We start from the raw sequence: 20,047 nt of genomic DNA, 5'->3' as shown, positions 1-20,047 counted from the left end.
GCCGGCTCGACGCCGGCAGGAGAAGATGGCTGAGTCAAAAATGGATACCGTAAAAAGGGACGCGGAAGAAGGCGAGATTTGTTGATAGCTTGCCTGAATCGTGACAAGTTAGCCAATCGTGCCCGGCGCTGCAATACCCAATTCTAAGGAGGGGGGCTTTCGTACCGGGCCCGGAATCCTTGCGGTATTCGCGATGACCAGAACTAGCCAGTTTCCAGGTCCCTATCGCGATCTACCTATTTTCAAGGATTGTTGCCGCATAGATAGGATGTCAGCATCACGTCCATACGTCTGCTTGGCTGGATCGCTGCGGCACGCGCCGCTATCTCAGTTTTTTGACAGCGTACCTTTGTCAGAATAATAAACGGGATGGCAAATATGGACGCTCGCGTCATACCTTCTTGCAGCAAGGCAAAAATTCAGCCGGCACCAGGCCCTGAAGAATGGCGTATGGCGCCTCTCTTGGTTGCTGTGTTGAGCACCTTGGCTATCAACGTACTGGGCTTGCAAGGCGTCCAGGCAGCAGGAGCAAGCGGTGGTGGACCATTCGGAGGCACCGGCAACGGCAGCGGCGGCAGCGGTGCTTTTGGTACCAGTGGATCAAGTCCAACAGGCACCGGCGCGGGCGGTTCGGGAGGGAACGGAGGCGGCGGCAGTGGCGGCGGTGGCGGCGGTGCTCTCGGAGCGAGCATGTCGGGAGGTTACAACTCAGGTAGCCCGGTGACGGGTGGCACTGGGCAAGACGGTGGGCCGGGCGTTTCTGCAACCGCTGGTGGCGGCGGCGGCGGTGGCGCCGGGCTGTACCTGGATGGAGCGAATGCATCTGTAACGACCGTCAGCGGTGGTGCTGGTGGCAACGGCGGAAATAATACCTCTGCCGGCGGTGGTGGCGGTGGTGGCGCCGGTCTCTTGTCAGCAGCAGGCTGGACTACTGTGAATGTTGCCGTCGGCGGGGCTGTCAGCGGTGGCCAGGGCGGCAATGGCGGCAGCGGGACTGGCGCCGGGGGCGGTGGCGGGGGCGGCGATGGGGCCTTGTTGTCGACCTCGGGTGCCCTCGACAATTTCGGAAGCATCACTGGCGGAACCGGTGGCAGTGCCGGCTCAGGTTTCAGTGGCTCCGGCGGTAGCGGCGGAGTGGGTGTCAGGGCTGTATCCGGCGTCTTCATTCTCAATGAGGCTGGGGCGCAAATTACCGGTGGAAATGGCGGCGGGAGTGCCGCCGGTGGCGCCGGCATCGTTGCAGGAGCCAATGTAACAATCGATGCCTACGGTACGATCGCCGGGGGCATGTCCGGCAACGGTACGACGCGCGCCGATGCGATCCTGTTTACCGGAACCAGCGCCTTGTTGCATCTGCTGGGCGGCACCATCTCGGGCAACATCGAATTGGCCACGGGAGCTGACGTGACCATCAATAACAGCGGCACCGCCAGCCTCTTGAGCAACAACTTCGTCGTTGGCAGCGGCGCACAAATATTCTTCTTCTCCTCATCTCCATTCACCCTTTCGGGCGACATTACGGGTAGCGGATCCGTCAGCTTCAATGGCAGTGACGTGGTTTCGCTGAATGGTTCGAACACGTACAGTGGTGCCACTACCGTGGGCGGAGGAATCACCCTGAGGGCCGGTCTTACAAATGCCTTGTCGGCCAATAGCGCAATGACGGTCGCGTCGTCCGGCACACTTGACCTGAACGGATTCAACCAGAGTATCGCTTCGTTGAGCGGCGCCGGTGCAGTCACACTGGGCGCCGGCACCCTGACTACGGGTGGCGACAACAGCAACACGACTTTCAGCGGAACCATCGGCGGCTCCGGCGGCTTCACCAAAACCGGCAGTGGCGCCCAGATCCTGAGCGGTACCAATAGCTATACCGGCATGACAACAGTCAACGGCGGAGCACTGCAGGTCGATGGCTCCGTGAGCGGAGCAGTCTCCGTTCTGAACGGCGCCACCTTGCTAGGCAACGGCACAGTGGGCGCGGTGACCTTGGGCAGCGGCGCGACGCTCGCATCCACTACCCTCGGCAGCGGTTTGCATGTCAATGGCGACCTCGGCGTCGGCAGTGGCGCCACCTATGCGGTGACATTGGGATCCACCCCGGGGAATTCAGGCAAGGTGACGGTCAACGGCAACCTCAACCTCGCCGGCGGCAGCGTACTCAGACTGGTCGCCGGCAGCGGCAGTTACAGCGAGGGCGGCAGCTACACCGTCGCCAGCTATAGCGGTACGCGCAGCGGGACCTTCAGTACGGTCACCAATAATTTTGCCTACCTGGTCCCCGTCGTGAGTTACGGCAGCAATGCGGTTAACGTGCAACTGCTCAGCAATACGGGTTTCCAGTCGAGGGGATTTGGCAGTCATGCAGGCTCCTCCAATCAACAGGCGGTAGCCAATGCCCTGGACCGTATCTATGCCGCCGGCGGCAACAGTGTCACTACCAGTTTGCTGGGCGCTTCCGACTCGCAGGCCCAACGCAACCTGGCAAGCCTGAGCGGCGATACGGCTGGCATCGCTTCCGTGAATGCCGCTGCCAATATCAGTCAGGGAAACGCTGCCATCGGGCAGCGTCTGGCGGCGGTTGACGCAACGGTCGCCGGGTCGGCAACCACGGTTGACGCAGATCCCTGGATCAGTACCTCAATCAGTCAGCAAAGCCAGTCAAGCAGCAGCTCTGGTGCCAGTGGCTATCGCAACCATTCGACTGCTTTCGCATTCGGTCACGATCATGCGTTATCGTCGAATTGGCTGCTGGGCTTTGCCTTCACTGCCAACGCGGACTCGCTGTCTTATACCGATACTGGTGGTGGAGGACGCAGTGACGGTGGCCAGGCTGCGTTATATGTACGTTACCGGCCGGATGCATCGAACGTCTTCTTCAAAGGCGTAGCCAGCTATGGCTGGTGGAAAAACGTGCAATATCGCCAGGCCTCGGCTGGCGCTCTCAACGGCCTGACGCGCGGCCAATTCAACGTGCAAAGCGTTGCCATGTATACCGAAACGGGTATGGCGCTCCCAATGGCGGCGCTCACCGTAGAACCCTACGCAGCGCTTTCGGTGGCGCGTCTGCATCGCCCGGCCTTTACGGAGACCACTGAAAGCGGCAGCGACGCCTTAGTACTGGCTTATAGCGCAAGCAACAGTACACAAACCTCGGCGAGTCTGGGCGTTCGCCTGCGCAGCATGCCTGGCGCCGGATCGCCGCTGGCGTGGCAAACTGATCTGGCATGGCGTCATCGTCTGGGCAGCAACGCCGAGACGATGCAGCTTGCTTTCGCCAATGCCAGCGGATTCGACTTCACTGTACGCGGCGTAGCCCAGGCACGCGATGAGGCAGTCGTCAGCGGCGGTTTGAACTATTCGATCAACGACACCACCAGCGCCTTCGGACAACTATCGGTGGTCACCGGCAAAGCGTATGCCAGCTATGGTGCTTCCGCGGGCGTGCGTTGGTGGTGGTAAAAGACGCGAGCGCAACCATCGTGCCTTGACGCAGAATTAGGCTGCTCTTGGAGTTGCTCGTCCTTGAGGTTTCCATGTCACAGCGAGGCGACACCCGCGAACCAAAACGCAATCTTTTTTATTTCGTGAGAGGCGTGTCTTTTCATTGATTACAGAGAAAAAAAGATCCAGGTATTTGCTTTTAATGAAATCTAGCTCTGACTTGTAATCAGGAGGTCCGCACATGAAAAAAAACCGCTTTAGCAGGCTTTTTCTTTGGGCGGGAACGTCCGCTTCTGGCCGATTGCGGTCATTCCTTTGATTGGCCGGTACGTTAGATGCGCTGTCAAAAATTATTGAATTGATACATACGCTTGCACTTGTTATAGATATTACTTCTGAGCTCTTGGTTTCTTGGGGTACATCGCTGTTTGGATCTGAAGCACCACGTTGAAGCGAGGCTCTTCACCCGGCGCTTGGCCCGTGATCGTTTTCACCAACTCCACCCACGCCTCGTTACCGTACTCGTCATACCAAAATCTTTCGCCTCCTCGTGCCCCACCTGGCAATTCTCGATACTGGCTAAGTAGCTGCTTTGCTGATTTTGCACTGGGGTTACGTATGTTCGTATCATCGTCTGGGATCCACCCTGCCTGCTCCATCTTGTGAATGATGTCTTGCAGACGTCTCCATGTTTCCTCTACTCCTTCTGATTCTCGGTAGGGGCCAATACCAAACGAACGAATTGTCGTCTTCTCATACCCGATGAACACGTTGACGTATCTGACATCGTCGAGCTGCATCCGATGACGCGGATCTCGATAGATAAACGTATGAGGCCGGTCTATAACAACTCCACCAGACTTAGGTAGCGCCTCCAATTTTAGCGTTGAACGTTGGATCACTTCGTCCCACGTATCACCGATCTGCGCCTCAATTATCGGCTTCGCTATCTTATTCTCTTCGCTCGTATTCACGGTTTCACCGCAGCCATTCAATGCCGCAATCATTCCCAGAAATGCGAGTAACTGAAGCCATCGCTTCATGTACGTCTTTAAGTGGCCCCGCCTTCGGTGCCGCTGGTCGTATGGTTGCAGATATGAAGCGCAATAACGCTCACTCATTGATAGAGGGGTCATAAAATAGAGTTTGGTGAGTGTCTGTTTCTGGCCGGTTACGGACATCTAAGGCTACCTCCGTGAACAATTACTTTGCCGTTCCTATTCCTGATGCTATCAGTTGATCAATTTTCGCTAGTGCCTTTGCTTTCTGTTCTGCCTGACCAAATCTCGGCCTCTCCAACTCAACTAGACGACGCGAAAACTTCAAATCGTACGTATAGCCATGATCAAGTGCCCAATTAACATAATCCAAACGGCCAGAAACCACTGCCGCACTAATTACGGTCGGCCCATTAAGTCCGTCATGAAAGTTAATGTCTGCACCATGCTTTAAAAGTAACTCGGCGCAATCCAGGTGATTTCCTAATACTGCTTCGTTCAATGGGCTATTAGCCCCTATTGGCATATTGGGATCTGCTCCATGTTGTAGTAACAGTTCTAGGAGATCGATATTCCCTGCACCTGCTGCCAGCCAAAGGGGTGAGCCTCCAGGCATCATTCGCTGGTTCGGGTTGGCACCAAGTTCCAAGAGCAGCGTCATCGCGTTTTTTTCTTGTTGAACTGCATCCATAGCAGCGGAGTGACTCCGCCATAGCCAGCTGCATTCACATTTACGCCTGTTTTGACTAGCTGATCGGCTTCTTTAGTATCTTGCCGAATAACTGCGTGCAGGAGATCGACAACGCCCTTGTCCTGAAAAGCATCTTGGGCGGTTTTTCCAAGAACGGTCAGTTCATTGGCTAATCCCAGAGAACAAAACGTCATTAGAAATATCACCCATAGAAGCCACCGCTTCCAAGAATTCATACTTCTCCCATTTTTAGGATACGAAAACATTTACAACCTTATACAAGTCCGCTCCTGGCCGGTTGCGGATCCTTGGTAGCTCTATCGACGAAGCGGGCGGTACTAACGTCGGAGCACACAATGGTCACCAGCTTGATTCTTTTGCCTGTTGCAACGCGTTGAGCACATGTATTTTTTTCGAGTAACGTTTCCGAGCTACCGCTTCGTCTTTCTCCAACTGGCCGCATCTCAGATCGCTCATGGCCGCAGCAATCTCTCGCTTACGTTCTGCATCGTATGGCTCTTCGCCACTCCAATGAGCGCAGCCTGCAAGACGGTCAATGAGCCTCTTCACATCCCTAGGTTGATTCTTTTTCAGATCGACGAACGGATCATCGCTCGCCCAAGTTTGAGTAGCGAAAAAACATAACGAAATAAAAAGAGCTCGGTATCGCATGGTGATAGGTTCGATGTATTTAAGTATCTACTCTTGGCCCACGTCCGCTTCTGGCCGGTAACGGACGGTCACGCGTGCAGATTGGAGTCTTCGTTTATCTCATCATTAGCATCACGAATGCCTACTTTCTGCCATATCCACCAGTAGGCAAGTCCGCCCGCGAGCCCTGATCCTAGATAGTTCAGAGAATCATAAAGACCGGAATGTACCCAGCGAGCAGATGTGAACGGTTGAGCAAGCTCGATCCAGAGAGGTATGGCACAGACAAAGCCAGTCATTCCGAACTGCCACCAGCGCTTTAGACGAAACTTCCCAAACAAAAGCGTAAGCGGTAAGCCAAAGACAAGCGCTGCAATTATCGCGAAAGGAAAGCCAACGAGCCAAACCAGCGGCAAGCCACACCAAGTTCCTGTACCGTGGGCAAGCCCCACGCCGCAGGTGGTAAATGTGGCTCCAGTCACTCCAATAACGGCAGCGACCCCAAGCATCGACATAGTACGAAACACCCACTTGGCAGTTAGACGCATGGACTCTCCATATCTTTTGCGACGGTTTGCGAGACAAAGGCAACTCAAGAACGGTTGCTTCTGGCCGGTTGCTGTCCTTTGGAGCCTACATAACTACCCATTTTCACATCCGCTCATCCAAGGAAGCACATGCTCCTAACGGAACCAGCCGTACGGAAAACCGTAGCGCCATATGTTCAATAGTTCGCCGGAGCTTTCCACGCCACAGATCGACATTATTTTGTCAAAATAAACCAAAAGTTGGTCACGTTCTTCAGATTCCGAACTATCGAAGTTGGCGAGTGTGAGTTTCATTACTCTGAGGACGGTCGAACGCTGCGGTCGTGCAGGCAATGCAATGATTAGCGTTTGGACAGTCGTATCCACCGCCGCTTGTGCTTCTAGCCTCTGGACTTCGTTCATTGCACCCGGGTAAGCCGAAGCGACATCCGGATCAAACTTATGTTCTGACTGCAGACTGCGCAGACGCTGAATGATGTCGGGCGTTAAAGACAATTTGTGGTCATTGACGCTGGTTGGCCAAATGTAAAAGGCTAGGCCAGATAGTCCTGTAGCGACAATCGCGACGACCAAAATGACAATACCGGCGAGTATTTTGAGAAACATCGATTCCCACCCTGTTGATATAGTTATATCCGAATAATAGCTGAATCAGTATATGGGGATGTCCGCTCCTGGCCGATTGCGGACATAGAGTTACAGGACAATCAAGAGTCCATAAATTGGCCCACAGTCACATCTTTCGATAATCCAATAGAGGCAATCTTGTCTCTCAGCGTGCAACCACTCCTCCATCTTTACCGGTCGATTTAACCTTGTAGTAGGCCGTGCAGAGCCAACCCTTCACGCTGATGTCATTTGGCAGCATGCCACTACGTGGCTTCGACTGGCAGTGACATCCGGTCTTCTCTGTGATCGACACTAAACCGGTCGAGGTATCTTTTGACATTCGCTGCGACATGGCCGCCAAGGTCGCCTGACAGGCACTTTCCCGTGTGCCACCTTCCGTGAATTTCGGGTTGTCGATCCATCCGTTTATCGGAGAGCCCCAGTACGCGGAAGAGGGGTAACGCTCGTATGGATTGGCGTCGACCACGTCCGCAGTGCGGCCCGTCTTCTGCTCAGCGACTGGATCGACCTGTCTGGGCGCACCGCTGGAAAGCCTGGCATCTGCTACGCGCTGATTTGCAACTGCCGACGGGCGTCCTGAAACAGCGGCGGATGCCTGGAGTTGCGCGTTCCGAAATGCCCGAGCGTCCACCTCGTCTTCGGCTGCCCGGCGCGATTCTTCCCGGCGGCGGTGTACAACTGCTTCACGTTCCTCTGCATCGAGTTTCGTTTTCATATCGGCAGCGGCAGCATTTTCTTCTCGCGCTGCGACCACCCGCAAAGCAGCAAACTTCCTTAGCCCTTCTTCACTGCCCAATCGCCCCGCAGTCTCATACCACTGTGCTGCCAGAAATTGGTCTTTGGAGACGTAGAGATCACCTACTTTTAGTGCTGCCGGCGCAAATTGTTGAATCGCAGACTTCTTGTAGTACTCCAATGCCTGATCACTCGAGGCGGCGACGCCGATGCCATTTTCGTAGAAGTAGCCTACGCTGTATTGCGCGAGCCTGTCTCCGCCATCGGCGGCCGCGCGATTCCAGATGAAGGCCTGTCCGACATTCACGGGAACAGATTGTCCTTTGAAGTACATCTCTCCAACGAGCCGCTGCGCTTCCACCTTGCCGGCCTTAGCATCGGGCATCAAGAGCCCGAAAGCTTCCTTGTAACGGCCTTGGCTCAGCGCATTCAATGCGGCTTCCGACTGAGCTTGGGCACTACTGGCAAAGACGAGGCTGACGAGCATCAATCCGACTCGACCATATATCGTTCGAGATCGCATCAGAAAAGCTCCTTCTGACGGGGCGTCTCTGCCTTTTCTTGGGCGGCTTTCTTGTTGCACAACTGGATGGCATGCTTGAATGCATTACGCATGCTTTCCGCCATTTCGATGGTCGGTACCTGCACTATAAAGGCGCTGTACCATTCTTCAGCGCCATTCTGGAAGTGCAGTCGCACAATCTGCTTCCTGCTGAGCGTCGGAATACTCAACTGGATTTTTTCCGGGTCGTAATCCGTTCCTGAGGGCTCTATCTTGCTGACAAACGGATCGAGTTCGGTCAGTGAAACCGTGAAGGATGAATTGATGGGCTGAAGTAAATCGGTAGCCGGTCCACAGGCTGCCGCCCAGTCCGTAGTCGCTGGCATTGGCCAGTTCGATGGCGTGCTCGGCATCTTCGGCGACCGTGATGGCGGCGACCGGGCCGAAGGTTTCTTCATCGAACGCTGCCATGCCGGGTGTCACACCGGCCAGCACCGTCGGCGCATAGAAGTTGCCGGGGCCGTCGATCTTGTGGCCGCCGAGCAGCAGTGTGGCGCCGGCGTCCAGCGTGCGTTCCACCTGGCGATGCAGCTCATCGCGCAAGTCGTTGCGCGCCATCGGCCCCATGGCGGTCGACGCATTCATCGGATCACCGGTCGTCAACTGACCGGCGGCAGCAACAAACTTTCGGGTGAATTCAGCGGCAATGGATTTCTCCAGAATGAAGCGCTTGGCCGCCAGGCAGACCTGGCCGGCATTTTGAAAGCGAGCCTCGATGGCAGCGTTGACGGCCAGGTCGATGTTGGCGTCGGCCAGCACGATGAAGGCGTCGGCGCCGCCCAGCTCCAGCAGGCTTTTCTTGAGCGCACGGCCGGCCAGGGATGCCACTGCGGCGCCGGCGCGCATGCTGCCGGTGAGTGTGACGGCGGCGACGCGCGGATCTTCGATCACATGGGCGACGGTGTCGTTGTCGGCGTTCAGGTTGACGAACAGGCCTTGCGGAAAGCCGGCAATTTCGTACATGCGTTGCAGGGCGTATGCCGAGCCCATCACATTTGGAGCGTGCTTGAGGATAAAGCCGTTGCCGGACAACATAATCGGACCGGAGGCGCGCACCACTTGCCACAGCGGAAAATTCCATGGCATGACCGCCAGGATGCTGCCGATCGGCAGGTACGATACGTGGACCTGATCGTTGCCATCCACCGCGACCGGCTCATCGGCAAGGATGGCCGGACCATGTTCGGCGAGCCAGTCGATGGTCGCGGCGCATTTTTCGACCTCGGCACGGGCGGCGGCGATAGTCTTGCCCATTTCGGAAGTGATGGTGGCGGCAAGTTCTTCAGCGTTCTCGCGCAGGGCGATGGCGAGACGGCGGTAGGTCGCGACACGCTCGGCCATCGGAGTGGCGCGCCACATGCGGTAAGCGGCGGTATTGTCGTCGAGCAGGCGCTCCACCTCGGCGGGTGTCTGGAACGCGTAGGCGGCGATCAGTTCGCCGGTAGCCGGATTGCGGGAAACTGCATTGGCAGCAGGATTGGTATTGAGTTGCGACATGTGTTGCCTCCGTAAGTGAAGGAGCAGTGTTCAAGAACTGCTCTGACGTCACTTTAGGCAAGCACGGCAATCTCAAGAAGGCGTCTTGTTATCCTATGAGTCGCACTCACTGGCAGGCGGTGTGGGAATGTAGGTGACCAGCGACAGGTCCGGCCGCCCTGCCGGCACCAGCGCCACGTAGGTAAAGGCGGTGATTTCTCCCGAAGGGAGCCGCATCCGTTTTGCACCTTCGTCAAAACCTTTGACGTTGGTGTCTTGCCACCACGCACGAAACTCCGGACTTAACTCGGACAGCTCGGCGATCAGGCTGTCGAACGGCGTCTTGTCGTGCGCCTGGGCACGTGCAGCGCGAAATGCCGAGATCATGCCACGCGTCATCTGTTCCCAGTCAAGGATCCGGGTGCGGTAAGGCGGGTACAGAAACAGCAGGCGCAGCGTGTTGCGCTCATGGGGTTGCAGCAAGCCGTAATCGACGAACAGGTCGGCAATCGGATCGTTCCACGCCAGGATATCGAGACGCGTGTTGCGCACATAGGCCGGTACATTGATGGCCCGCACCAGCATTTCCAGCCCGTCGCTCGGGCGTCCGCCGGTTGCTGCGGCCGGTGCTTCCCGCGAAGAGAGTGCGAACAAATGCGTGGATTCGACCTGATCGAGCTTGAGGACTTTCGAGATCCTGCGCAAGGCATCGGCCGAGGGCTGGATTTCGCGCCCCTGCTCCAGCCACGTGTACCAGCTGACGCTGACGCCGGCAAGCACCGCCACCTCTTCACGGCGCAAACCCGGCGTACGGCGCGGCCCCTTCGGCAAACCGTACTCATCGGGTTGCAAGCGAGCACGCCGGCTACTGAGGAAACTACCCAATTCGCGTCGTTGTTCAGGAGAGGGTCTGCTGGGCATGGAGCACTCGGGAAAAGGTGAAATAGTTAACAATGAGATCCGGCTTTTATTTCAGCGTGTAGCTGATGCATTTCGTTCGTGTGCCGGACTGGTACACATGCTAAAGGATATCTCCAACGATGATATATCCCACGCATATCAGTCGCTGATTCGTCCTGCTGAAAAAGGGACGGCGTCGACCGTCAGGGCACAGACGATGCGTCACCCCATCTTTACATTTCCTGCTGACAATACTTTGACAAGCGGACAAGACAGTCCGGGAAATCGACAGGCCGCTGTTTGCCTGACAGCACTCAAAAACAAAAAGGCAGATACGCCGTCGAGAAAGATCAGCGCACCTGCCTTTGCAGACAACCGCAGAAGTGAGAATTAACTAAAAAACAATTTTTAGCGATAGAAAGGTTCGACCTTGCCTTTTACTTTCAGCAGCAAGGGCTTTCCCTTCCGATCCAGCGCCTTGCCGGCCGGGACTTTGATCCATCCTTCACTGATGCAATATTCATCGACGTCAGTGCGTTCTTTGTCATTAAGCCTGATGCCGACATTGTGCTCAAAGATGGCGGCATTGTAGTAAGGGCTGCGAGGATCGATGGAGAGTCGATCAGGAAATGGGGGGAGTTGTGCGGTATCGTTCATGGCGACAATTATTCACTATAAGATTGCGCAAAACAATCCCTTTGCCTGGTTTCGCCAGATCATTCGCTGGCGGCAATCGGCCAGGAACAGACGTTGAAACTAACTCCCTGCGAATTATTAATTCAAGAAAAGCGATAGGAATTGATGATTGATTCTATGAATTTAACCGCACGCCGTGCAGTGCGAAGTGATTTACCCCGACTTTTGGAATTGCTAACGGATGATACTTTGGGAAAGAGCCGCGAAGCAGTCGGTAGTGACGAAGATCGCTACGTGCACGCCTTCGAGCTCATTGATAGCGACGCGAATCAATATTTGTTGGTCGGAGAACTGCACGGCAGCGTCATCGCGATGCTTCAACTTACCTTTATCCCGGGCCTTAGTCGTCGCGGTGCACTTCGGGCAAACATCGAAGCAGTTCGGGTTGACAGCAACTTGCGCGGGCAAGGTATCGGTAACTGGATTATTGAGAAAGCGTTGCTGCTTGCAAAAGAACGGGGTTGTGCAGTCGCACAATTGACCAGCGACAAAAGCCGGACGGAGGCGCATCGGTTTTATGCCCGATTCGGCTTTGTCGCAACCCATGAAGGTTTCAAATTGATGCTATAGCCGGCAGCTGCCACAAAAACAAAAGCAATCGACTTGACCTCAGTCGGATTGACAGACGTCGGCAATCGGCCAGAAACACACACAATACATAGTTTTTCGTTGTTAAAAAAATGCCTGGGAATAGCTGCATTGCACTCATACAGCCAGTTACCCAAGCAGTACATCTTAGATCTGCGAGAGACCGCCATCGACAACAGTCTCCGTGCCGGTCATGTACGAGGAGTCGTCGCTCGCCAAGAACAGCACCGCTTTGGCGACTTCGGCTGCCTCACCGAACCGGCGCATCGGAACGCTGGCTTCGATACTGGCTCCCGCTTCGTTAAGTTGGGATTCCGACAGCCCCATCTTGCTATGGAATGAAGTGCTGATGGGGCCAGGGCTTACAGCATTTATACGAATGCCTTGTGGCGCCAACTCGGCGCCCAGAGAGCGCGCCAGCGACCGAACTGCGGCCTTCGATGCTGGAAGAATAGAAAGACCTGGCGCGCCGACTTCGTTCAGGAAGGACGTTGTCAAGAGGAGCTCGCTGACCTTAACTGTGCCTCCCGCGTTTGCTGACAAATGGCTGCTTCGACGTCTGGAGCGATTCCAGAGGCTTTACCCCACGATCGATCTGATGGTGGAGACGGAGGGGCGTGTCGTGGACTTCGATACGGATCGCATTGATGTCGGCATCCGATTTGGAGCCGGAGGATGGAAGGGATTGCAAGCTACGCGGTTGCTTAGCGATGAATTCTTTCCTATTTGCAGTCCTGAACTTCTCAGTGGGCCCCATCCTCTGAAAACAGTGAGCGATCTCCAATACCATCAATTAATTCATGACACTTCCATGCGCTCCGCAAGTGCCTTCCAGACTTGGCGAAGCTGGCTGATGAACGCTGGGGCAAAGGGGATTGATGTAGACGGGGGGCTGCAAATCAACGATTCAGCGGCAGTCATGCGCGCAGTTATTGCCGGTAACGGCGTGGCGCTGGGAAGAAGCTCGCTGACTGCCGACGATCTGTCGGCGGGCCGGATAGTGCGTCCTTTTGGAGAAGCGCAGCCATGCGATTTTTCCTACTACATCGTTCATAAGGTGAATGCGGCAGCCAAACCAGAAATCATCTCGTTCAAAGAATGGTTGTTGGAAGAGGCCAATTCTTAAGAGCATCTCTAGAACAGATTGATTTTTTGCCTGATCTGATTCGTGCCGCACCATCGTCAGTGTTTCTGCCGGTGCAAGCCAGAAGGTCTTTTAAGCAGACACAAGCCGGTCAGCAGATTTTTAACGATCTCAGATGTTCTCCAAGCGGACGTGAAGCCTGCCCGAGGAGAACCGCGTTGTGGCTATGGGAGTATCAGGCCTGGTACCCGACGTTTCTTAGCGAGATAGCGCTTCGAAGATTTTATGAGCGATCTCGACACGCTCCTCGTTCGGATAGTTCTTGTTGGCCAGCACAACGATGCCAAAGCGCCTGGAGGGAACGAACGCGACATAAGCGCCGAAGCCGTTGGTTGAGCCGGTCTTGTTCACCCAGACGTCAGGCCTTGGCGGCGAAGGCGGAACCTGGGCAACCACCGGGACAGGGTTGTAAATCACCGCGGCGGAGTTGCCTTTTTGCAGAACTTGCCGATCCACGGGCAGCGCGTATTGCTCCCATATCAGGCCCTGCGTCATGTCACCGGCTTTGAAGTAGCCCTTGCGGGTATTGTCGAACGCCGTCTGCAACGTGGCGTCGAGTTGGAGCATGCCCATATTCGCCTTCAGAAAACGGGTGAGATCCCGGGCCGTGGTTTTCACACCGTAGGCTTCATTGGAAAGCATGCCCGGGCCCACTCGCACAGGTGCTTTGTCCTTGGTGTAACCGAACGCGTAGTTGCTCAACTTTTCGGCAGGGACGTTGAAGTAGGTGTTCTTCAGGCTAAGAGGGGAGAAGATGTCATGGTTCACGAGAACGCTGAAATCCTGGCGCATGCTCTTCGCCGCAATCAAACCGAGGGCGCCGATGCTGGGGTTGGCATAGGTGCGTACCGCGCCGGTCTTGTAGGGCGGCTTCCAGGCTCGGAAATAATTCATGAGTTGCCCCTCGTTGCGGATCTCGTCCGGTACCTGCAACGGCAGTCCGCCGGTGGTGTGGGTGCCGAGCTGATAGAGCCGCAGGCTTCCGAAGTCGGTGCCTGCAAGTTCAGGCAGATAGCTCGCCACCATGTCGCCAAGATGCAGTTTCCCGACGGCCTCTGCATAGGTTGCCAATGTGGCGGTGAAGGTCTTGCTGACGGAGCCGATTTCAAAAATAGTAGTATCGGTTACGGGGCGACGATCTTCGACCGATGCCATCCCGTAGTTGAAAACATAGGTTCGGTCTTCAAGCACCAGTCCGACGGCAACACCCGGGATCCGGCTTTTCTCCATCATTGGCTGAACTGCTGCTGACGTTGCCCGCAACGCTTCCTCGCGAGAAATTTCTGCCGCGTGCGATAAGGAGGCAAGGCCAACCATCAGGCAAGCAAGCGCGCCGGTCTTCAATCGTTTGTTCATTTTTTCAATCCTTTTTAACGAGGAACAAAATCCTCTTGTTTCGTTTTACCGGAAGGTCTGGTTTTCCAATCCGGTGGCGTAGTTAAAAAATTCATCTCCGCGCATGGCGGTTCCGTAGTAGGGGCCTTGAGCAACGTCGATCCCGAGCGTGCGCGCCAGCGCGAGATCGGCGGCCGTCTCCACACCGTCCGCCATGACGATCATGCAGAGGTCGTGTCCCATTTCGACGGCCGCACCCAGCAGCATCCGGGCATGCGGTGCGGTGCGCGCCCGCGCGATCAACGATCGATCGAGTTTGATGTGGCTGAACGGAACCGCTGACAGGCGCTCCAGCGAAGCGCATCCGCAACCGAAATGATTGATGGCGCAATCGGTCCCCCGGACACGCAACTGGGCGATCGCGCCGGCCAGTCCCGCGCTGGACGACTCTTGCCCGTCTTCCGTGATTTCGATGATCAGATCCGAGGGCCGCACGCCTGTCGACAGACAACGCCGGGTGACTTGCTCCGCCCACGCCGCTGAAGTCGCGACCCGGGCGGAAACATCGGCGTTGAGCCGCAGTGTGTTGCCAGTCCCCAACTTGCCGAGCATGGCGATGGCTGCCTCGATCATGTATTCCGAGAGCGCATCGACGAAACCATTCGATGCCCTGGGCAAGAACTGGTCGAGAGCGAGCGTGCCGTGCTGCGGATGGTCCCAGCGGGGAAGGAGTTCCGCGCCCCACAATTCGCCCGTGGAAACGCGATGCTGCAGCCGGAAATGGGCCGCGATCTCGCCGTGATCGAAAGCATGGAAAATTTCTTCGGATGTCGGCCGGAATCCATCCTCCGGCATCGCGCAGGCGGCGCTGGCGAACTCATCTCCGGCGCCGATGAGTTCGGCGAGCCGGGTCTGTGCCGATGCCTTGCTGATGGCTGCCAGCACGCGCACGCCTTTGCTCAGCGCATACTCTTCCGCAGCCGAGAGAATCCGCTGTTCGTGTGAACTCACGATGATGAGGCGTGCGTTGCTGCCTGTCTTGGCGATCGCATCAATGATCTGTAGCCCGGTCGCACCGGGCATGTCCAGATCGGACACGACGAGGTCCCACGCCTGGCGGCTCAGCGCGTCAATGGCGCTCAGCCCGTCGGCAACGTCAGCCACGTGAGCGATGCCGGTCTGACGAAGTACGCGCTTCAGGTAGATACGTTGTACTGCATGGTCTTCGGCGACCAGGGCATGCTCAATGTTCATGACGGTGACATTGCATCGGCTCTGTTGCGCCTCCCTGCGGAGAGGGCAAACATCGCGAATGCGTTCAAGTTGATGGCGCATCCATTTTGCGAGTCGCTCCCGGTTTTCACTATCGATCATTCTCCGATTCGGGAATAGGAATATTCCTATTCTTGCCGATGCAGGATGACCCGGTAATGCGCGGGGCCGCGTTCTGGTCACTGAGATTTTTCCTAGTGCGAATTGGGATTTTTCCTATATCCGAAATCAGAGGTCGTCCCATGTTTCGTTCCAGGCGCTTGTCCCAAAATATCGGTCGCTGCCTCGCATCATCAAGTCGGGGGCGGCGTAACCCATCCGTTCATTTTTTTTACAGGGACATCTCAAACATCATGCAAAAGCATATCCATATTTCTCTTCTGGCCGCGTTGACTGTTGCGGCTGCCGCGGCGCAAGCGTCGGACGGCACCATCGCCATCACCGGCAACGTGACCTCCAGCACCTGCACAGTCAAAGGCGACGGCAGCGGCGGCAACGTGTCGGTGACCTTGCCGAAGATCGCCACCAGTACGCTAGCGGTCGCCACCGATACGGGCGGCTTCAAACCGATCAACATTTCGCTGTCAGGGTGCGGCGACAGCGCCGGCGTCGTCAAGGCAGGTTTCGAGCCTGGCCCTAATGTCGACCCCGCCTCGGGCCGTCTGAACATCGTCAGCAGCGCCGATGCTGCCAAAAACGTTCAGCTGCAATTGCGCAATTCGGACGGCAGTGTCATCCGGGTGGGCGACGAAAGCACCGTTGCCGGCGTCGGACTTGTTGATGGCGCCGCGCGGCTGGATTACGCCGTTGGCTACTACGCAACGGGACAGGCAACCCCAGGCAGCGTCAACAGCTCGGTGACCTACAGCATCGTCTATCCATAACCGGAGCCGTCTCTCATTTATTGATGAAATGAGTTCCACGTACGCACGATCGGGAGAGCGCCAGGCGCTTCGCAGTTCTGATCAGATTCAAGGAGGGCATCATGAAAAAATCAATCCGTCGAATTTTATCTCTGGGTTTATTGAGTCTCGGCCTCACGGGGACTTCTGGCCACGCTTCGATCGTGCTGGACGGCACCCGCGTCATCTATCCTGGCGGCGACCGGGAAGTCAGCATCAGGCTCACCAACAACGGCGCGCAGCCGGTCGTGGCGCAGGCGTGGCTGGATGACGGCGATGCGCAGGGCAATCCGAGCCGGATCAAGGCCCCCTTCATCCTGATGCCGCCGCTGGCGCGCATCGACGCCGGCAAGAGCCAGACACTGCGCCTGATGTATGCGGGAGACCCATTGCCGCAGGATCGCGAGTCGGTGTATTACCTGAATGTTCTGGAAATCCCTCCGAAGCCCGCCGCGCGGGAGCGCGGTGAGAATGTGGTCCAGGTGGCCCTGCGCAGCCGCGTCAAAGTATTTTTTCGCCCCACCGAACTTGAGGCCGGGCCGGCGCAGCCGTACGCACAGCTGAACTGGAAACTCTTGCACGAAGGGCCCCACTGGACGCTCGAGGGAAGCAACCCGACGCCGTATCACGTGTCGCTCACGGAGGTGATGATCGACGACGCTCCGGACTCGGTCGGTTCGGGGATGCTGGCGCCCGGCGGGACGCTGCGCATACCGCTGGCAGCAACTCCGGCGCCTGCCGCGCAGGTTAATTACACCGCGATTGATGACTACGGCGCAACCCGCCGGCAGACGCGCGGGATTAGCCGATGACTGGCGCCAAGCGGCCCGCTTTCCGGCATGCCTCGATGAGGGCCGCCGTGGGCGCATGTTTCATGCTGGCCGCGAGCGGGGTCTGGGCTGATGATGTACTGGAGTTCGACCAGGATTTTCTCGCAGGCGGAGCAAGCTCAGCTGATCTTTCCCGATTCGCACATGGCAATCCGGTGATCCCGGGCATGTACCGGGTGGACGTGTATCTCAACGATGCGCTCGCCGGCAATGAATCGATCAAACTGCGCTCGCAGCCTGGCAGCGATAGCGCCAGGCCGTGCGTGACGATGGCCCTGCTGGAGCGGCTGGGAGTCGATCTCGACAAGCTCGCCGGACTGGACGCATATACGGCCGATGCCTGCGTTGACTTGCCAGGGCTGATTGCCGCTTCGTCGGTGCGTTTCGACAGCAGCGCGCAACGGCTCGACGTCGGTATTCCGCAGATCAACTTGCTGCGCACCGCCCGGGGTTATGTCAATCCCGCGCGATGGGATAGCGGCGTGACGGCGGGCATTCTCAATTACAGCCTCAACAGCTTCTACAGCGACAATCAATCCGGCGGCGCGCAGAATTATCTGGGCCTGTCGGGAGGCGTCAACCTGGGAGCCTGGCGGGCGCGCTACCGGTCGTCGTTTGAACGGAACAATCAGCGCAGCCGCTGGCAGAACCAGAGTCTGTACCTGCAGCGCGAGGTCGAGGCGCTCGAATCGCAGTTCATCGCGGGCGACACGTTTACGAACGGCGACCTGTTTGATTCTTTTTCGCTGCGCGGCGTCCAGCTGGCAAGCGACGAACGCATGCAGCCGGATTCCCTGCGGGGTTACGCCCCGACCGTGCGGGGCGTAGCGAAAACCAATGCCAGGGTCACGATCCGGCAGAACGGCTATGTGCTGCTCGAGACCACGGTTGCACCCGGCCCCTTTGAAATCGATGATCTTTATCCGACAGGCTATGGCGGCGACCTTGATGTCAGCATCGCCGAAGCCGATGGCCAGGTCCGCACCTTCAAGGTTCCCTATGCTGCCGTGACACGCATGCTGCGTCCCGGCGCTCAGCGTTACAGCGCAGCGTTCGGACAATACCGGAGCGGCTATGACCGCGGCACCGACCGCAACCGCCGTAAGCGCTGGGTCGGACAACTGACCTACCAGCGCGGCTTGTCGAACCTGTTCAGCGCTTACGGCGGCATGATCGCAGCCCAGGGATATTGGGCCGCCATGCTGGGCAACGCCGTGAACACGCCGGTCGGTGCCTTCGGCCTGGATGTCACCCACACGAAGACCAGCCTGCCGGCCACCGCGTACGCCGGACAGAGTGCGCGGCTGTCGTACAGCAAAGCGATGCCGGCTACCGGCACCAGCTTGTCGGTAGCCGCATACCGCTATTCGACCCAAGGCTTCTACAACCTGCGCGACGCGATGGCGGCGCTGGACCGTTCTGCCGGGCTCAATGCCGGCATGGAGCAGCGTCAGCGCAGCTCCATGCAGATCACCATGAACCAGTCGCTCGGCAGTCAGGGTTCCCTGTACCTGACCGCCCAGGCCCAGAATTACTGGGGCCGCGACGACACCAGCCTGCAGTATCAAATCGGGTACTCGGGGAGTACCCGCCATTTCAGCTACTCGGTTGCTGCGATGCGTACGCGCGACTTGTCGGGGCGCACGGACAACCTTGCCTACGCCACGCTCACCGTGCCGTTTGGCGGTCGCAGTTCGGTCAGTGCAACGGGCGGCGCCGGCAGGAGCGGCATGAACGGCCAGGTATCGGTGAACAGTACCTTGGGCGAGAACAACCAGTTCAGCTGGAACGGCAGCTTCGCGCATGAGGCGGGCGGCTCGGACCTGGCGAACCTGTCCGGCAATTATCGCGCGCCCTACGCGGAGTTCAATACCGCCGTGGCAGGCGGAGCGGGTTACCGGCAGGCGTCGTTCGGCGCGGCCGGATCGGTGGTGGCGCACCCGGGCGGCGTGACCTTCGGGCAGACCGCGGGCGAGACCATCGCGATCGTCGAGGCACCTGATGCAGCCGGCGCCGAAGTGACGACGCAGTCAGGCGTGCGACTCGATGGCCGCGGTTTTGCGGTCGTGCCCTACCTGACGCCATATCGGCGCAATACGATCAATCTGGATCCCAAATACCTGCCCATGGACGTGGAACTGACCAGCACCAGCGAACAGGTGGTGCCGCGCGCAGGAGCGGTGGTGATGGCGAAGTTCGCGACCGAAAGCGGACGTGCAGTAGTGATCGACCTGGAGACACCGGCGGGTGTCGACGTGCCGTTCGGCGCACAGGTGACGGACGACGCCTCCGGCCGGATCGTGGGTGTCGTGGCGCAAGGCGGCCGCGTCATGGCGCGCGGCCTGGACGGCGCCGGGACCTTATCAATCCGGTGGGGCGACGTCATGGCGCGGCAATGTCGTATCGGATACGACCTGCCGGCTTTGCCAAAAGGAGCCAGACAGACCACCTATGCACGCGTGTCGGCCGTCTGCGATCCGGGAGCAAAGGAAGCGAAGGCCACGCCAGGCCGCAGCGACAGCCTGGCGGCTATGCAGCACGGCGACGCTGGTGTGAAAAGCCGGAACAACAGACCGGTTCCGTCCGCGCCGCCTGTGGCCGGGCGTTCCGAGAACACCGAGAACGCGCCTTCGTAATGTGCGGCG

20 protein-coding genes are annotated in these 20,047 nt (G+C 57.6%); 7 read left to right on the top strand and 13 right to left on the bottom strand.

Annotated features, from left to right (window positions below):
• Window positions 1-1,134: 1,134 nt before the first annotated feature.
• The gene (locus AC1RN6_RS06780) at window positions 1,135-3,462 is read left to right on the top strand and encodes an autotransporter outer membrane beta-barrel domain-containing protein (protein WP_493004061.1); all 2,328 of its coding nucleotides are present in this window, start codon (window positions 1,135-1,137) and stop codon (window positions 3,460-3,462) included.
• Window positions 3,463-3,833: 371 nt separating this feature from the next.
• Here AC1RN6_RS06780 and AC1RN6_RS06775 read toward each other — a convergent pair whose 3' ends face one another.
• The 9 genes from AC1RN6_RS06775 to AC1RN6_RS06735 form a co-directional block, all read right to left on the bottom strand.
• Window positions 3,834-4,487, bottom strand: a complete 654-nt coding sequence (locus tag AC1RN6_RS06775; protein ID WP_493004059.1) for an LptM family lipoprotein — start codon at window positions 4,485-4,487, stop codon at window positions 3,834-3,836.
• A gap of 160 nt (window positions 4,488-4,647) precedes the next feature.
• Window positions 4,648-5,133 (bottom strand): ankyrin repeat domain-containing protein, encoded by a 486-nt coding sequence (locus tag AC1RN6_RS06770; protein WP_493004056.1) that lies wholly within the window; start codon window positions 5,131-5,133, stop codon window positions 4,648-4,650.
• Window positions 5,100-5,369 carry a hypothetical protein gene (locus AC1RN6_RS06765; protein ID WP_493004055.1) on the bottom strand — a complete coding sequence of 90 codons (270 nt, stop codon included), beginning with the start codon at window positions 5,367-5,369 and terminating at the stop codon, window positions 5,100-5,102. Before AC1RN6_RS06765 ends, AC1RN6_RS06770 begins: the two co-directional genes overlap by 34 nt.
• A gap of 124 nt (window positions 5,370-5,493) precedes the next feature.
• Window positions 5,494-5,805 (bottom strand): hypothetical protein, encoded by a 312-nt coding sequence (locus AC1RN6_RS06760; RefSeq protein ID WP_493004054.1) that lies wholly within the window; start codon window positions 5,803-5,805, stop codon window positions 5,494-5,496.
• A 68-nt stretch (window positions 5,806-5,873) separates the two neighbouring features.
• Window positions 5,874-6,332 carry a hypothetical protein gene (locus AC1RN6_RS06755; RefSeq protein ID WP_493004052.1) on the bottom strand — a complete coding sequence of 153 codons (459 nt, stop codon included), beginning with the start codon at window positions 6,330-6,332 and terminating at the stop codon, window positions 5,874-5,876.
• Between the two features lie 135 nt (window positions 6,333-6,467).
• On the bottom strand, window positions 6,468-6,938 hold the full coding sequence (locus AC1RN6_RS06750; protein ID WP_493004051.1) for a DUF4844 domain-containing protein: 471 nt from the start codon (window positions 6,936-6,938) through the stop codon (window positions 6,468-6,470).
• A 166-nt stretch (window positions 6,939-7,104) separates the two neighbouring features.
• Window positions 7,105-8,184: a tetratricopeptide repeat protein gene (locus AC1RN6_RS06745; RefSeq protein WP_493004049.1), complete on the bottom strand. Its 1,080-nt coding sequence runs from the start codon at window positions 8,182-8,184 to the stop codon at window positions 7,105-7,107.
• A gap of 183 nt (window positions 8,185-8,367) precedes the next feature.
• Window positions 8,368-9,756, bottom strand: a complete 1,389-nt coding sequence (locus AC1RN6_RS06740; protein WP_493004047.1) for an aldehyde dehydrogenase family protein — start codon at window positions 9,754-9,756, stop codon at window positions 8,368-8,370.
• 93 nt (window positions 9,757-9,849) lie between these two features.
• Window positions 9,850-10,656: a helix-turn-helix transcriptional regulator gene (locus tag AC1RN6_RS06735; RefSeq protein ID WP_493004046.1), complete on the bottom strand. Its 807-nt coding sequence runs from the start codon at window positions 10,654-10,656 to the stop codon at window positions 9,850-9,852.
• Between AC1RN6_RS06735 and AC1RN6_RS06730 the strand changes: the two genes are divergently transcribed.
• Window positions 10,655-11,029, top strand: coding sequence for a hypothetical protein (locus tag AC1RN6_RS06730; RefSeq protein ID WP_493004044.1), 375 nt, complete (start codon window positions 10,655-10,657; stop codon window positions 11,027-11,029). The two genes, AC1RN6_RS06735 and AC1RN6_RS06730, sit on opposite strands and share 2 nt — an antisense overlap.
• 14 nt (window positions 11,030-11,043) lie before the next feature.
• On the opposite strand, the gene AC1RN6_RS06725 is transcribed toward AC1RN6_RS06730, so the two are convergent.
• Entirely contained in the window at window positions 11,044-11,292 is a 249-nt protein-coding gene (locus AC1RN6_RS06725) for a DUF3297 family protein (RefSeq protein ID WP_493004043.1), read from the bottom strand.
• A 144-nt stretch (window positions 11,293-11,436) separates the two neighbouring features.
• Between AC1RN6_RS06725 and AC1RN6_RS06720 the strand changes: the two genes are divergently transcribed.
• The gene (locus AC1RN6_RS06720) at window positions 11,437-11,901 is read left to right on the top strand and encodes a GNAT family N-acetyltransferase (RefSeq protein WP_493004041.1); all 465 of its coding nucleotides are present in this window, start codon (window positions 11,437-11,439) and stop codon (window positions 11,899-11,901) included.
• Between the two features lie 165 nt (window positions 11,902-12,066).
• Here AC1RN6_RS06720 and AC1RN6_RS06715 read toward each other — a convergent pair whose 3' ends face one another.
• On the bottom strand, window positions 12,067-12,417 hold the full coding sequence (locus tag AC1RN6_RS06715) for an SDR family oxidoreductase (RefSeq protein ID WP_493004038.1): 351 nt from the start codon (window positions 12,415-12,417) through the stop codon (window positions 12,067-12,069).
• Between AC1RN6_RS06715 and AC1RN6_RS06710 the strand changes: the two genes are divergently transcribed.
• Window positions 12,299-13,045 (top strand): LysR substrate-binding domain-containing protein, encoded by a 747-nt coding sequence (locus AC1RN6_RS06710; RefSeq protein ID WP_493004036.1) that lies wholly within the window; start codon window positions 12,299-12,301, stop codon window positions 13,043-13,045. The two genes, AC1RN6_RS06715 and AC1RN6_RS06710, sit on opposite strands and share 119 nt — an antisense overlap.
• A 216-nt stretch (window positions 13,046-13,261) precedes the next feature.
• On the opposite strand, the gene ampC is transcribed toward AC1RN6_RS06710, so the two are convergent.
• Together ampC and AC1RN6_RS06700 are read right to left on the bottom strand one after the other, a co-directional pair.
• A complete protein-coding gene (gene ampC, locus AC1RN6_RS06705; RefSeq protein WP_493004035.1) occupies window positions 13,262-14,419 on the bottom strand; it encodes a class C beta-lactamase in 1,158 nt (385 codons plus the stop codon).
• Between the two features lie 45 nt (window positions 14,420-14,464).
• Window positions 14,465-15,772 (bottom strand): EAL domain-containing protein, encoded by a 1,308-nt coding sequence (locus tag AC1RN6_RS06700; protein ID WP_493004034.1) that lies wholly within the window; start codon window positions 15,770-15,772, stop codon window positions 14,465-14,467.
• Between the two features lie 251 nt (window positions 15,773-16,023).
• On the opposite strand from AC1RN6_RS06700, the gene AC1RN6_RS06695 reads away from it, so the two are divergent.
• From AC1RN6_RS06695 to AC1RN6_RS06685, 3 genes are all read left to right on the top strand, one after another.
• Window positions 16,024-16,554, top strand: coding sequence for a fimbrial protein (locus AC1RN6_RS06695; protein WP_493004032.1), 531 nt, complete (start codon window positions 16,024-16,026; stop codon window positions 16,552-16,554).
• A gap of 101 nt (window positions 16,555-16,655) precedes the next feature.
• The gene (locus tag AC1RN6_RS06690; protein WP_493004031.1) at window positions 16,656-17,384 is read left to right on the top strand and encodes a fimbrial biogenesis chaperone; all 729 of its coding nucleotides are present in this window, start codon (window positions 16,656-16,658) and stop codon (window positions 17,382-17,384) included.
• Entirely contained in the window at window positions 17,381-20,038 is a 2,658-nt protein-coding gene (locus tag AC1RN6_RS06685) for a fimbria/pilus outer membrane usher protein (RefSeq protein WP_493004030.1), read from the top strand. Before AC1RN6_RS06690 ends, AC1RN6_RS06685 begins: the two co-directional genes overlap by 4 nt.
• The last annotated feature ends 9 nt before the right edge of the window (window positions 20,039-20,047 follow it).

It is taken from the genome of Herbaspirillum sp. GW822-FHT03A08 (assembly GCF_058801885.1).
This window is presented reverse-complemented; position numbering and strand designations above follow the sequence as displayed.